This window comes from Romboutsia sp. 1001713B170207_170306_H8, assembly GCF_015550495.1.
In the GTDB taxonomy this organism is placed as follows: domain Bacteria; phylum Bacillota; class Clostridia; order Peptostreptococcales; family Peptostreptococcaceae; genus Romboutsia_E.
The window spans coordinates 246,942-260,164 of record NZ_JADNAX010000003.1 but is presented as its reverse complement, the minus strand read 5'-3'; the positions used below and the strand labels follow the sequence as shown (position 1 = coordinate 260,164).

The 13,223-nt window shown below is 27.3% G+C and carries 17 protein-coding genes; 11 read left to right on the top strand and 6 right to left on the bottom strand.

Annotated elements, in window-relative coordinates; all coding sequences use genetic code 11:
- Positions 1–62: 62 nt before the first annotated feature.
- From I2A66_RS08300 to I2A66_RS08285, 4 genes are all read left to right on the top strand, one after another.
- Complete coding sequence (locus I2A66_RS08300) at positions 63–449, top strand: desulfoferrodoxin family protein (protein WP_147515898.1); 387 nt, start codon at positions 63–65, stop codon at positions 447–449.
- A 310-nt stretch (positions 450–759) separates the two neighbouring features.
- On the top strand, positions 760–1,065 hold the full coding sequence (locus I2A66_RS08295) for a DUF898 domain-containing protein (protein ID WP_147515899.1): 306 nt from the start codon (positions 760–762) through the stop codon (positions 1,063–1,065).
- Positions 1,066–1,292: 227 nt separating this feature from the next.
- The gene (locus I2A66_RS08290) at positions 1,293–1,655 is read left to right on the top strand and encodes a C-GCAxxG-C-C family (seleno)protein (protein WP_195251414.1); all 363 of its coding nucleotides are present in this window, start codon (positions 1,293–1,295) and stop codon (positions 1,653–1,655) included.
- A gap of 13 nt (positions 1,656–1,668) precedes the next feature.
- Complete coding sequence (locus I2A66_RS08285; RefSeq protein WP_147515900.1) at positions 1,669–2,007, top strand: rhodanese-like domain-containing protein; 339 nt, start codon at positions 1,669–1,671, stop codon at positions 2,005–2,007.
- Between the two features lie 157 nt (positions 2,008–2,164).
- Here I2A66_RS08285 and I2A66_RS08280 read toward each other — a convergent pair whose 3' ends face one another.
- Positions 2,165–2,377, bottom strand: coding sequence for a nucleoside triphosphate pyrophosphohydrolase (locus I2A66_RS08280; RefSeq protein ID WP_147515901.1), 213 nt, complete (start codon positions 2,375–2,377; stop codon positions 2,165–2,167).
- A 244-nt stretch (positions 2,378–2,621) separates the two neighbouring features.
- On the opposite strand from I2A66_RS08280, the gene I2A66_RS17630 reads away from it, so the two are divergent.
- The 4 genes from I2A66_RS17630 to I2A66_RS08265 all read left to right on the top strand — a co-directional run bounded on the left by I2A66_RS17630 (position 2,622) and on the right by I2A66_RS08265 (position 3,829).
- A complete protein-coding gene (locus tag I2A66_RS17630) occupies positions 2,622–2,819 on the top strand; it encodes an HIT family protein (protein WP_330615461.1) in 198 nt (65 codons plus the stop codon).
- A 29-nt stretch (positions 2,820–2,848) separates the two neighbouring features.
- Positions 2,849–2,959 (top strand): HIT family protein, encoded by a 111-nt coding sequence (locus I2A66_RS17840; protein ID WP_442970884.1) that lies wholly within the window; start codon positions 2,849–2,851, stop codon positions 2,957–2,959.
- Between the two features lie 43 nt (positions 2,960–3,002).
- Positions 3,003–3,488, top strand: a complete 486-nt coding sequence (locus I2A66_RS08270; protein ID WP_147515902.1) for a prolyl-tRNA synthetase associated domain-containing protein — start codon at positions 3,003–3,005, stop codon at positions 3,486–3,488.
- Between the two features lie 140 nt (positions 3,489–3,628).
- Positions 3,629–3,829: a cold-shock protein gene (locus tag I2A66_RS08265; RefSeq protein ID WP_122638765.1), complete on the top strand. Its 201-nt coding sequence runs from the start codon at positions 3,629–3,631 to the stop codon at positions 3,827–3,829.
- 185 nt (positions 3,830–4,014) lie between these two features.
- Here I2A66_RS08265 and I2A66_RS08260 read toward each other — a convergent pair whose 3' ends face one another.
- The 4 genes from I2A66_RS08260 to cls all read right to left on the bottom strand — a co-directional run bounded on the left by I2A66_RS08260 (position 4,015) and on the right by cls (position 7,093).
- A complete protein-coding gene (locus tag I2A66_RS08260) occupies positions 4,015–4,278 on the bottom strand; it encodes a hypothetical protein (protein ID WP_195251413.1) in 264 nt (87 codons plus the stop codon).
- A 40-nt stretch (positions 4,279–4,318) separates the two neighbouring features.
- A complete protein-coding gene (locus I2A66_RS08255; RefSeq protein WP_195251411.1) occupies positions 4,319–4,837 on the bottom strand; it encodes an ECF transporter S component in 519 nt (172 codons plus the stop codon).
- Between the two features lie 47 nt (positions 4,838–4,884).
- Positions 4,885–5,475, bottom strand: coding sequence for a class I SAM-dependent methyltransferase (locus I2A66_RS08250; RefSeq protein WP_147515905.1), 591 nt, complete (start codon positions 5,473–5,475; stop codon positions 4,885–4,887).
- Positions 5,476–5,752: 277 nt separating this feature from the next.
- A complete protein-coding gene (gene cls / locus I2A66_RS08245) occupies positions 5,753–7,093 on the bottom strand; it encodes a cardiolipin synthase (RefSeq protein WP_279309969.1) in 1,341 nt (446 codons plus the stop codon).
- Positions 7,094–7,258: 165 nt separating this feature from the next.
- Here cls and I2A66_RS08240 point away from each other — a divergent pair, with 165 nt between their 5' ends.
- Complete coding sequence (locus I2A66_RS08240) at positions 7,259–8,008, top strand: alpha/beta hydrolase (protein ID WP_147515907.1); 750 nt, start codon at positions 7,259–7,261, stop codon at positions 8,006–8,008.
- A 640-nt stretch (positions 8,009–8,648) separates the two neighbouring features.
- On the opposite strand, the gene I2A66_RS08235 is transcribed toward I2A66_RS08240, so the two are convergent.
- The gene (locus I2A66_RS08235) at positions 8,649–10,247 is read right to left on the bottom strand and encodes a peptide chain release factor 3 (protein WP_147515908.1); all 1,599 of its coding nucleotides are present in this window, start codon (positions 10,245–10,247) and stop codon (positions 8,649–8,651) included.
- A gap of 348 nt (positions 10,248–10,595) precedes the next feature.
- Here I2A66_RS08235 and I2A66_RS08230 point away from each other — a divergent pair, with 348 nt between their 5' ends.
- Positions 10,596–10,889 (top strand): flavodoxin family protein, encoded by a 294-nt coding sequence (locus tag I2A66_RS08230; RefSeq protein ID WP_195251409.1) that lies wholly within the window; start codon positions 10,596–10,598, stop codon positions 10,887–10,889.
- A gap of 179 nt (positions 10,890–11,068) precedes the next feature.
- Entirely contained in the window at positions 11,069–13,030 is a 1,962-nt protein-coding gene (locus tag I2A66_RS17415; RefSeq protein ID WP_195251407.1) for a glycosyl hydrolase 53 family protein, read from the top strand.
- Positions 13,031–13,223: the final 193 nt, after the last annotated feature.

The window sequence follows — 13,223 nt, the reverse complement described above, 5'->3', positions numbered from 1 at the left end:
GTTTAAGTTTTCACAACATAGATATTATAGGTAAGATTTTTTATATTATGGAGGTTTACAAAATGAGTAATTCAAAAAAGTTTCTTATATGTAGTGTCTGTGGAAATATGGTCGGAATGATAGAAGATAAAGGACCTAAACTAGTATGTTGTGGAAAAAAGATGAATGAGCTAGTAGCAAATACAACAGAAGCTTCAGTAGAAAAACATATACCAATAGTAAATATAGATAACAATAAAGTAAAAGTACAAGTTGGAAGTGCACTACATCCTATGACTCAAGAGCATCACATAAGCTGGATATATCTTTTAACAACACAAGGTGGGCAACGTAAATCTTTAGAAATAGATAGTGATCCAATTGTAGAATTTGCATTAACTGAAAATGATAAATTATTAGAAGTATATGCATATTGTAATCTTCATGGATTATGGAAATTAGAATTATAAATAAAATTTAAAAGTTTAAATATATTATAAAGATAAAAATATAGGGGTACATAATTAATGTACCCCTATATTTATGTAGGATATGCAATTTAAAGTGTAATTGGTATTGCAATATGATAAAAAAGCTAAAAGAATGAATTTGAATGCAGAGGATTATATGGGTAATAGATTATATCTATAAATTTTAATAGTAATAAATGGACAAATATGAATATATTAACTGATAAGTTTTAATAAAATACATATATACAAACTATATTTAGTTTTAGTATAATGTTGTGTATTGTCATATATAGGGAGGGCTTAATAAATGAAATCAAGGTTTGAAGGCGGACTACTTGGGCTTATAGGTGTTAATATACTAGCATATTTTATAACTCTTATAACATTTGGATTAGCTACACCATGGGCTATGTGTATAAAGTATAATTGGGAAGCTAAGAATACAGTTATAGAAGGAAGACGATTAAGATTTATAGGTAAAGGATCTAGTCTATTTTTACATTATATAAAATGGTGGATACTTACTATAATAACTTTTGGTATATATGGATTTTGGTTATATATAAAATTATTACAATGGAAAACTGAAAATACTATATTTGAAGATAAATAAAAAGATTCTAATTGGATACTGTATCCAATTAGAATCTTTTTATTTAGGCTATATTATATAACTTGGTAGTTAATTATATTATATAATGCGAATAAAAAATAAGATGTTTTGTAATTTTAAATAGAATAGTAACTAATAAGTGTGACAAAGTTACATATAAAAATATGTAAGGATGATATTATAGATATAGAATAGATAATAAAAAAGATTAACAAAGGAGATAAAAAATGACAAAACCATCAGTTTACCATAGTCAGGGATATACTTGTGCAGAAGCATTAATAAAATCTTACAATGAAGAACATAATACAGATATACCAGTAGCAATTGGAAGTGGAATGGGTACTGGTATGACAGTAGGAAGTTTATGTGGTGCTGTAAATGCTGCGGCAATGATAGTAGGATATATAAAAGGAAGAGAAAGTAATGAAAATAAAAATGAGGCTAGAGGTTATGCTAGAGAATTAATGAGTAGAGTAAGAGAAAATTTTAATTCTGAAATCTGTGCAGATCTTAAAAAAAGTAAAATAAGTTGTGCAGAGATAATTGAATTTTCATATGAAGCTTTAAATGAGATACTAGACAAATAGAGGAGGCATCAATATGGGATTTTTTTCAAATATATTTGGAAGTAGAAACTATACTAATATCAATAATGAAGAGTTACAAAGTATAATCAAAAATAATAAAAATGCTTTAATATTAGATGTTAGAACTATTGGAGAATTTAGAAGTGGTCATATTCCTAATGCGAAAAATATACCAGTTCATGAATTAAATACACAGATAAACAATTTGGATGCTTATAAAAATGATGATATTATAGTATATTGTGCATCTGGAGGTAGAAGCTCCAGTGCTGCAAATATTTTAAATAAGAATGGATTTAACAAAGTATATAACTTAGGTGGAATAGGGAAATATAAAGGTAAATTAACATAATTGAATGTAAAGGAATTCAGAATTTTAACATATTATTATAGTAAGTTATAGAAACAACCACATCTTATAATTCAATGTATTGAATTATAAGATGTGGTTGTTTTATGCCATACTTATCAAGAAGATGGCTAACAGAGCTTTTATTTATAATTATTATTTAACATTTTTTAATTATATTATTTTCAAATCCACCTCTAGCAGATTTTTTATTATTTCGAACTTCTAAAACTTCATCTTCACTATATCTATACTTTTTATCAATAGCAAATAGAACTTCCATAACATCAGCAATTTCAACTTCACACTTTTTACCAGATTCTTTGATAATCTCAGGAATTCTATCTCTAATTAATTTATTATAAACTTTCATAATAAACCTCCTAAATAATATAAAAAAATTATAAATCCTCTAAAAATGAATGTAAAAAAATGATAGTATATAGTTATAAGTAAAATATGAGTGTATGAAATAATATTAAATATAAATTGTATAACAGGAAATTACTTAAACAGAACATTATCATCGGCACTGTATATGATAAAAGAGATATTAGGAGATAAAGTAGATTTTGTACTAAATTAAGTCAATAATTTAATATAAAAAGGAGGAATTTATGAACTGTATATTTTGTAACATGGAAGATAATTACATACTTGAGAATAAACTAGCTTACGCAATTTATGATAAATACCCAGTAGGAATAGGTCATATGCTATTCCTACCGAAAAGACACGTAAAAGACTTCTTCCATATAACAAAAGAAGAAAGAGAAGCTATATTTAATCTAATAGATGAAGGAAAAAACTATTAGATGAGAAATACTCTCCAGACGCATACAACATAGGAGTAAACTGTGGAGAATACTCAGGACAAACAGTAATGCACGTCCATGTACATCTAATACCAAGATACAAAGGAGACACAAATTCACCACAAGGTGGAGTAAGATGAGTAATACCAGAAAGAATGAAGTACTAAAAAAGGATGTAGATAAATGAAAAAAGACATATACAAAAAGTTAGATGAATTAAACATAAAATATAAAATACTAAAACATAAAGAAGTATTTACCGCTGATGAATTTTACGAAGCAACTAAAGATATGCCAGGATATCACTGTAAAAACTTATTTTTAAAGAACTCAAATAAAAGTAAAAACTATTTATTAGTAGCAAAACATGATAAAAATGTAAACTTAAAAGATATAAAAGCACAAATAGGAAGTACTAGACTTTCGTTTGATTCACCAGAAAATTTATACGAACTATTAAAGGTAACTCCAGGAAGTGTAAATCCATTTAGTATTATAAATGATGTAAATAGTAAAGTAGAGTTATTAATAGATAGTGATTTGCTAAATGGTGAAAATCTTAATTTTCATCCATCTATAAATACAGAAACATTTAATATATCAGGAGAAGATTTTAATAAATTTTTAGAGCATATTAATAATAATGTTATAAAAGTAAATATTATATAAAAATGAGAAACATTTTATTAGTATATAAAAAAATAATATAAAATTAGTATCAAATAACTAATAAGTGCATATAATAATATATGTAGTAACATACAAATAAATTAAAAGGTGTCTAGAAATAGATTTTAGGAGTATTTTTTATGAATAATGGAACAGTGAAATGGTTTAACAATGAAAAAGGATTTGGATTTATATCAGTAGAAGGTGGAGATGATGTATTCGTACATTTTTCAGCTATACAAACTGACGGATTTAAATCTTTAGAAGAAGGTCAAAAAGTAAACTTTAATATAGTTAAAGGTGCTAGAGGTCCTCAAGCTGAAAACGTAACTATATTATAATATATATGTTCGTGGAAAAGACACATTGTGTGTCTTTTTTTATGTCTATAATATACTTAACTTTTCTATTGTTTATTTATAAATAGGATATGTTTAATATGGTGTTGATATTAGGAACAATTTTAATAATAAAAAAGTAGGGGTATACCAAATCATATAACTCCTACTTTTTTGTTCGTATTATATTAACATTGTGGATTAAATATTATTTTTTTTATTGGCTTGTATAAAAACAACATAATAATAAAACTTATTATAATTACTGTAAATACTGCATTGTATCCATAAGTAGTGTATTGTATTATACTTTGACCAGAGTCTCTTGATATAAGTTCCCCTGTTATTGAAGTAATCATAGTAGGCTTAATTATAAAAAAAGATAATGCTCCTATAATACCTGAAATTATAATTGAAAGAAATGCATGATGCTTATATTTGTAACTATTCATATTTTTACCATATAACATAGCCTATAAATTATATAAAAATTTATGATATAACTTTAGCAATTTCTTTATTATTTAATAGAAAATTAATTAAAATTGGTATAAATATTAATTGAATTATCATACCTGGTATAGCAGGAAAAAGCCCTGAAGCAACGTAAGTTATTGGACTTACCTGCGGAGCTAAAGTTAAAGAAACTACAAATGCACCAGCTATAGCAAAGAGTCTACCTACAACCATTGCACAAATAAGAGAAATATATACCTTATTAGTTTTAGAAAAAACTAATCCAGTCACTAATCCATAACCACAAAGTTCAAATGCAATAATAGGCATTACAGGAACTAATGGTGGCATACTAGTTAATAAACCACTAAGTATAGGTGTTATTATACCAACAGCAGCACCAAGTGCAGGTCCTAGAAAATATCCTGCCATTAAAACTGGAATATGCATTGGTAAAAATACAGATCCTCCCATATTGAATATATGGAATATCATAGGTAAAATAACTCCAAATGCTACAAACAATCCTGATAATACTAATTTTTTTGCTTTCATAATAATCCCCCTGATTAATTAAAATAATTTTATACTAAATGTAAATTCTAGCTATTTTGTATTACAATATAATACATTTCATCGTCTTCAAATGCTTCAATTACATTCAAAGAAGCATTTATAAATACTTCTTTTTGTTTACTAACTTCCATTAAAAGTGATTCATTAACACGCTCATCAGCATTTTTATGTAGATTGTTTAGAAACTTTCTACTATTAGAATGAGCAATCATCAAGATACCATTATTACGTAAGTTATTTTTTACAAGTTTTGATATAGTGTTTGTTTTATCTTCTAAATGAGGATACATAGAATAAAGAATTATTTTATCATACTTAGATTCTATATTTTCATCTTCTACATCTACTAAATCAAAGTGAACATTAGGTATTTTCTTAAATTTTTCACATGCAATATCTAGCATACCCTTAGAAATGTCAACTCCTCTAATTAAACCATTAGGTGATAGTTTAATTAAAAATGGTATTAACACTCCTGTACCAGTACTTACATCGAGTATAGTGTCGTCTTCTTTTAGTTTTAACTTACTTAGAATATAATTGATTTTACTTTCATTAACTTCAATCATATTATCCCAATTTTTAGCTACTGAATCAAAAAAATCTACCTGTGACATATAATCCCCCCTTTTTGCACAAAAAAAGGCCCTAAAGATTAAAAACCTTCATGGCCTTATTACAAATATTTCATTAATAAAATAGTAGCACAGCTATAATTATTTAGCAATAAAATGATGAAAGAAATGTTTTATAGCTTTTTTATAGCATATTTTATTTAGATTAAAGTAAAGAAGAGAATAATTTTGAGAAACCTTCTTTAATTTTTACATAATTACTTCTATTATTATATTCTTCTAAAGTTAATCTATTAGACAGTAACATATCTTTTTCAAACTATTCACGTTGTTTTTTAGCAATGTCTTCACAATAAATTAAAGCATTTACTTCAAAGTTTAATTCACAACTTCGTGTATCCATGTTTGCAGTACCTATTGAGCACACCCTATCATCTATGACTACAGTTTTAGAATGAAGAAATGCATTTTTATCATAATGATAGATTTCAATGCCGAAGTTTAATAATTCTCCTGCATAAACTAAATTAGCCCAATAAACGAATGGATGATCACCTTTGCCAGGAATCATTATTTTTATATCAACACCAGAAATAGATGCAAGTTTTAAGCTATCAGCTATGCTTTGATCTAAAATCAAATATGGTGATTGTATATAAATATAATCCTTAGCTTTTTGAATCATTTCTAAATATGACCATTTAATTTCATATCTATTGTATGGATTTGGACCACTTGATATTATTTGTATTCCAGGTTCTGAGTAATTAAAATCATATATAGTATTAGATTTAAAATCTTTTAATACAGAAGTTAAGTCTATATTTTCTTTAGTTGCATAGTTCCAATCAGATAAGAATCTTAAGTTTAAATCTTTAACAGCACTTCCATCAAATTTTATATGAGTATCTCTCCAATAACCAAATTTAGGGTCTTTACCTAAGTATTCATCACCAACGTTGAATCCTCCAACAAAACCAATTTTATTGTCTATAACAATGATTTTTCTGTGATTTCTAAAATTCATATTTAGGTTTACTAGTTTTAGTATAGCAGGGAAGAACTCACCAGTTTTTACGCCAGCATCTATTACAGATTTTAATTTTTTATTTGTAAGAGATCTACTACCTACTGAATCATATAATAATCTAACTTCAACACCTGACTTTGCTTTTTCTTTTAATATTTTTAATATTTGAGAACCGATTTCATCATCTTTAAAGATATAAAATTGTATATTTATACTTTTTTCAGCTTTTCTTAGACTATCTAAAATTTCATTAAATAATTCTTTACCATCAAAAAATAATTCTACTTCGTTATTGTTTCTATAAGGTGAATACTCCATAGATTCTATGGCTCTAATTATTTCATAATTACTAGAATTTTTAATACTATCATTAGAAATTCTCATCTGATCTAATTGATCTGTATATGTTTTAAAAAATTCCATTTTAGATTTTTTCATTATGAATATATCAGATTTCTTAATCTTTCTACCAATTAGTAAGAAAAGTATAAAGCCTATATAAGGCAATAGAGTTAAAATTAATGCCCAGGATATTATACTATTAGCTGAACGTTTTTCTTTAAAAATCATATATATGATTGTTATTATATTTAAAATATGAACTAATATAGATAAAGTGGCAATAATCATAAATTTAGTATCCTTTCAAATGGAGTTAAACTTTTTTATATATAAATTATGATAGCCTTTAAATTTAAATTTATGTAAAAAGACTAATTGAGGTATGTTTATGCATATACTAGTATGTGAAAGCTTTATTAATGAAAAAGTTGGATAGGAATAAGGAGGAGCACCATGATAGAAAAATTTGATATCAATATAACGCCCTTTCAGCTAGAAAGAACAATGCATATTTATTTACCAGATGATTATTACGATAGTGAAGAAAGATATCCTGTTATGTATATGTATGATGGTCATAATTTATTTAATGATAATGATGCAACATATGGAAAGTCGTGGGGGCTATCAGATTTTTTAGATAACTATGATAAGAAGTTTATTATTGTTGGAATGGAATGTAATCATACTGGAAATGAAAGATTAAATGAATACTGTCCTTATAATATAGAAGATGAGTCTATAGGAAAAATTAATGGAAGAGGACAACAATTAATGGATTGGGTAGTTAGTGAGTTAAAGCCATTAATTGATAATATATATAGAACCTATCCGTCTAGAGAGTACACTGGAATTGGAGGAAGCTCTATGGGTGGGCTAATGGCATTGTATACTATTATAAAATATAATAAGTATTTTTCTAAGGCTGCATGTTTATCACCATCTATATTTTTATGTATGGATGAATTGAATGAGGAATTAGAGTCATCTATAATTGACTCGAATACTAGAATTTATTTTAGCTTTGGAACAAGGGAAGTAAGAAATATGGATTTGATTTTAGATTATATAGGTTATTTTGATGATTATTTTACTCATTACAATGCAAGTAGCTATGTTTATATAGCTAAAAATGGAAAACATAATGAATCAACATGGGAAAAACAAAATAAAATTTATTTTGACTTTTTATATGGTATGTAGTTAAATAATTCTCTAAACTTAATATAGAAATTAATTATTAACAAAGTGGATTTTTATAAGCAATTCCTTTTATAAATACAAAAACCTTATTACCGAATTTTTCATAATTACTAATTTTAAATCCAGAATTCTACTTGTTAGTTATTTTATAATTCCAACTATGGGAGGATGGATGCTAGGATATATTGATGAAAAAATATATAATGGTTCTATAGTGCCAAGTATATTACTACATGGTATAGTTAATTTTGGAAGAGATATTATGCTTATATTTTAAGGTACAATTTTAAAATATTATGAATAATCTATAGTAAGTTATAGAAGTAACCACATCTTAGAGATTAATGTATTAAAAAGTCTAAGGTGTGGTTGTTTTTATGCCATATTTATCACTAAGAGGGATAGCATAGCCTAATTATAATATAAATTGTTCACAATATATAACAATTGTGAACTAATTTATATTGTTTATCATGAAGTTATCTAACATAGCCATAAAATATTATATAAGATAATAAACAATTAATCCTCCTACGTTTAAAAATAGATATAGAGGGATTAACATTTATTTTTAGCAACTAACGAAGTTGTTGGCTATATGAAGTTATTCGACCACACAGTGGCAATCTAAGCGAATTTTTTATAAAGAAGTTTCTCTTAAAACTAAATCTTCGTTTCTCTCAATAAAATGTCTAATAGACCATTCATTTTGTAATAACAATACTGAATTGTCATTTTTATCTTCGACTAATAATGTCTCCATTGGCATTGAAAGCCTACCATATTTAGAAAGATCATTTTCAATCCAACGTACATAGCGATAAGGTAGTGAATTCATTAGAATCTCAACACCATATTCTTGTTTTAGGCGATATTCTAAAACTTCAAATTGAAGAATTCCAACTACACCTATAATAAGTTCTTCCATACCAGAATTAGGTTGTCTGAATACCTGTATAGCACCTTCTTCTGATAACTGTGTAATACCCTTCACGAACTGCTTTCTCTTAAGAGCATTTTTTGTAGAAACTCTTGCAAAATGCTCAGGAGCAAATTGTGGTATACCAGTGTATTGTAAATTTGATTGTTTTTCACTTAATGTATCACCAATATTAAATATACCTGGATCATGTATACCTATAATGTCCCCTGGATAAGCTGAGTCTATAATAACACGGTCTTGTGCTACAAACTGTTGAGGTTGAGATAGTTTAACCTTTTTGTTTCTTTGTACATGAGTTACTGTCATACCTTTTTCAAATTTACCAGAGCAAATTCTAAGGAATGCAATTCTATCTCTATGATTTTTATCCATATTAGCTTGAATTTTAAATATAAATCCTGAGAAGTTATTAGAATTAGGATCAATATCACCTAAATTACTACTACGAGGACTTGGCGGTGATGTTATTTCTAGGAATGATTCTAAAAATGGTTCTACACCAAAGTTAGTAAGAGCACTTCCGAAGAATACAGGCGTCAATTCACCCTTTAATATTTCATCTAAATCAAAATTATCTCCAGCAATATCTAAAAGTTCAATATCTTCTAGTAGCTTTCCATGAAGAGCATCACCTAATAAAGCATTAAATTTTTCATCAGATACCTCTCCAGTTATAGAATTAGCAATAGATTGTCCATGATTACCATCATCAAATAATTCAATTTGATTTTTATGACGGTTAAACACACCTTTAAATTCTTTACCAGAACCAATTGGCCAGTTTACTGGACAAGAGCGAATTCCTAGAACATTTTCAATATCTTCAAGTAGCTCAAATGGATCTTTTCCTTGACGGTCCATTTTATTTATAAAAGTAAAAATTGGTATTCCTCTCATCTTACAAACTTGGAATAATTTCTTTGTTTGATCTTCGACACCTTTAGCAGAGTCAATAACCATTACTGCACTGTCTGCTGCCATAAGAGTTCTATAAGTATCTTCACTGAAATCTTGATGCCCTGGAGTATCAAGAATATTTATGCAAAAGTTATCATATTCAAATTGAAGAACACTTGATGCAACAGATATACCTCTTTGTTTTTCAATTTCCATCCAGTCAGATACTGCATGTTTTTGAGATCTTCTTGATTTAACTGAACCTGCTTCACGAATGGCACCACCATATAATAGAAACTTTTCAGTTAATGTAGTTTTTCCTGCATCGGGATGGGAAATGATTGCAAAGGTTCTTCTTCTTTTAACCTCATCAATCAAGTTTAAATTTTGTTCTGTCATTTTTTATCATCCTTTATTTTAATTTTACGATTATCCAAATATAAAAAACCATAATCCTATTGATATTATAACTTTATTGCAAAACTGTCAATATAGAAACTTTATGAAAATAGCTCCACTTAAAACGGCAGTCCTCAATGCCTGCCTTTTATAGTAGTAAGGAGTAAAATATATATCAACATTATCTTTAAACATAGCGTAATTTTTAAATTCTTTTGGTGATATTTTATATTCTTTAACAAATGCTTTATAGAATACAGATCAATCTTAAGGATAGGGGAGTCTGGGTTTTATACAGGGAGTATAATATAATCCTTTTATAGATAAAAGACAAAGGAGAAGTATATAATGAAGAAAAATTTAAACTTACTTTACTTTAGTCCTACTGATGGAACTAAGAAAATTGTAAGAGAAGTAGCAAGAGGAATAAATTTAGAATATAAAGAGTTTAATATTACATTACCTCAAAATAGAGTGGAGGAATTAGATTTTGATGAAAATGATATAATTCTAGTTGGTATGCCAACATATGCTGGTAGATTCCCTAAATTATTACATACATATATGGAAAAAATAAGATGTAATAATTCTTTAGCTATATTTATTGCTGCATATGGATTAAATAGTTGTTTAATTTTATAAGTTTTATGTTTTATATATAAATTAAACTATATTGAGAAAATATAGTAAAAATATTTACTAAAAAATATTGATAAGTTACTAATTAATATTACACAAAATAAAAAAATAATGTATAATAAACTTAAGATAAACGTTTTCTACAAAGTGTTGATTAAAAAAATATTTACTAGGGGGATCTTATGAAATTAAAAAAAGGAATGATAGTTTTGTGTAGTTTAGCAATTTCATTAACAACATTACAGTCTAACTTTATTATAGCCAGTGCAAAAACAAGTAATGAAACAGAAACAGGAATTTTTATAGATAAGGTTGAGGGAGTTACAGAAGATACGATAAAGGGTGTAGACGTGTCTAGTATAATTTCATTAGAAGAAAGTGGAGTTAAGTTTTACGATTTTGAAAATAAAGAACAAGATGCTATAAAAACTTTTGCTGATGCAGGAGCTAACTATGTAAGAATTAGAGTTTGGAATAATCCGTATGACTCAAATGGTAATGGATATGGTGGAGGAAATAATGACCTTGAAAAAGCCATTAAAATAGGAAAAAGAGCAACAGAGAATAATATGAAAGTGTTAATAGATTTTCATTACTCAGATTTCTGGGCAGACCCAGCTAAGCAAAAAGCACCAAAAGCTTGGGAAAGCTTTACATTAGAAGAAAAAGAAGAAGCTGTATATAATTATACAAAAGAAAGCCTTCAAAAACTTAAAAGTGAAGGTGTAGATGTAGGAATGGTTCAAATAGGTAATGAAACAAATAACGGATTTGTAGGGGAAACTAGCTGGACTAATATGTCTAAGTTATTTAATGTAGGAAGTAGAGCTGTTCGTGATTTTGATAGTAATATTTTAGTGGCTCTTCATTTTACTAATCCAGAAAAGAGTGGTAACTATGAAAATATATCTAAGAAGTTATATGATAATAATGTAGATTATGATGTATTTGCAAGTTCTTATTATCCATTTTGGCATGGTACTTTAGATAATTTAACTAATCAATTAAGTAATATAGCAAGCAAGTATAATAAAAAAGTTATGGTAGCTGAAACTTCTTATGTATATACAGAGGAAGATGGGGATGGTCATTATAATACTTCTCCAAAGAGTGATCAAACTTTAGATTATACAATATCTGTACAAGGACAAGCTGATTCAGTGAGAAATGTATTTCAAGCAGTAGCTGATGTAGGTGAATCTGGTCTTGGTATATTTTACTGGGAACCAGCATGGTTACCAGTTGGAAGTAGCAGTAATTTAGAAAGTAACAAGTTACTATGGGAGAAGTATGGTTCTGGATGGGCATCAAGTTACGCTTCAGAATATGATCCTGATGATGCAGGTAAATGGTATGGTGGTAGTGCAGTAGATAATCAAGGTTTATTTGATTTTAACGGTAAGCCATTAGAGTCTATAAATATATTTAAGTACATAATGACAGGTTCTACAACTACAAAGAGAGTTGAAAGAGTTGAAAGTGTAAGTGTAGAGACATATGATAAGAATGATATAAACTTACCAGATACTTTAACAGTAAAATATAATGATAAGAGTACGACTGAGGTTGATGTTACTTGGAGTAATAGTGATATAAAGAAACTTCAAAAGCTCGTTCGTGGTACTTTTGATGTAAGTGGAAAGTTTAAAACTAAAGACAAAGAACTTAAGAAACTATCTGCTAAAGCTAATGTGACATTATTACTTACAAATCATGTTGTAAATCATTCTTTTGAAGAAGATGATAGTGTTTGGCAAGTAGAGTATTTAAATGATAATAATGGATGTGCAAATATAAAATGGGAAGATCCTAAGAGTGGAGATAGAGCTATGCACTTTTGGTCAAATTCTGATATGGAGTTTGTAGTTTATCAAACTATTTCAGGATTAGAAAATGGAATTTATGAGTTAAAAGGAAATATACAAGGTGGAGATGCAACTAATTCAGAAATGAAGCTATTCTCAAAGACATCTTCAGGGATACAGGAAGAAGGTTTTGAGGTTGATGGATGGAGAAATTGGAAGACACCTATTATAGAAAATATACCTGTAAATGATGGAGAAATTACTATAGGTGTTAAAATAAAAGCTCCAGCTTATGCATGGGGAACTATGGATGATTTTGAATTAGTTAAAATAAAATAAATTTTTACTTATTGACTTTCTAAATATAATATTATAGAATTATTTTCTGTAAAAGAGCTATAATATATGGCGTATTATAATTTTTATAATGTCAGTGTATGTAAAAATTTACTTAATAAGTAGCAAGGTTCTAAAAAATTAAATAAAACAATAACAATCCAAGTGCGTGCACTGTCAGTACGCATTTGGATTT

Bases quoted from the DNA above. Each gene is read 5' to 3' on its own strand.
- I2A66_RS08240 (WP_147515907.1), top strand. From the start codon at position 7,259: ATGATAGAAAAATTTGATATCAATATAACGCCCTTTCAGCTAGAAAGA.
- I2A66_RS08300 (WP_147515898.1), top strand. From the start codon at position 63: ATGAGTAATTCAAAAAAGTTTCTTATATGTAGTGTCTGTGGAAATATG.
- I2A66_RS08270 (WP_147515902.1), top strand. From the start codon at position 3,003: ATGAAAAAAGACATATACAAAAAGTTAGATGAATTAAACATAAAATAT.
- I2A66_RS17630 (WP_330615461.1), top strand. From the start codon at position 2,622: ATGAACTGTATATTTTGTAACATGGAAGATAATTACATACTTGAGAAT.
- I2A66_RS08295 (WP_147515899.1), top strand. From the start codon at position 760: ATGAAATCAAGGTTTGAAGGCGGACTACTTGGGCTTATAGGTGTTAAT.
- I2A66_RS08250 (WP_147515905.1), bottom strand. From the start codon at position 5,475: ATGTCACAGGTAGATTTTTTTGATTCAGTAGCTAAAAATTGGGATAAT.
- I2A66_RS17415 (WP_195251407.1), top strand. From the start codon at position 11,069: ATGAAATTAAAAAAAGGAATGATAGTTTTGTGTAGTTTAGCAATTTCA.
- I2A66_RS08280 (WP_147515901.1), bottom strand. From the start codon at position 2,377: ATGAAAGTTTATAATAAATTAATTAGAGATAGAATTCCTGAGATTATC.
- I2A66_RS08260 (WP_195251413.1), bottom strand. From the start codon at position 4,278: ATGAATAGTTACAAATATAAGCATCATGCATTTCTTTCAATTATAATT.
- I2A66_RS08285 (WP_147515900.1), top strand. From the start codon at position 1,669: ATGGGATTTTTTTCAAATATATTTGGAAGTAGAAACTATACTAATATC.
- I2A66_RS08255 (WP_195251411.1), bottom strand. From the start codon at position 4,837: ATGAAAGCAAAAAAATTAGTATTATCAGGATTGTTTGTAGCATTTGGA.
- cls (WP_279309969.1), bottom strand. From the start codon at position 7,093: ATGATTATTGCCACTTTATCTATATTAGTTCATATTTTAAATATAATA.
- I2A66_RS08230 (WP_195251409.1), top strand. From the start codon at position 10,596: ATGAAGAAAAATTTAAACTTACTTTACTTTAGTCCTACTGATGGAACT.
- I2A66_RS08235 (WP_147515908.1), bottom strand. From the start codon at position 10,247: ATGACAGAACAAAATTTAAACTTGATTGATGAGGTTAAAAGAAGAAGA.
- I2A66_RS08290 (WP_195251414.1), top strand. From the start codon at position 1,293: ATGACAAAACCATCAGTTTACCATAGTCAGGGATATACTTGTGCAGAA.
- I2A66_RS08265 (WP_122638765.1), top strand. From the start codon at position 3,629: ATGAATAATGGAACAGTGAAATGGTTTAACAATGAAAAAGGATTTGGA.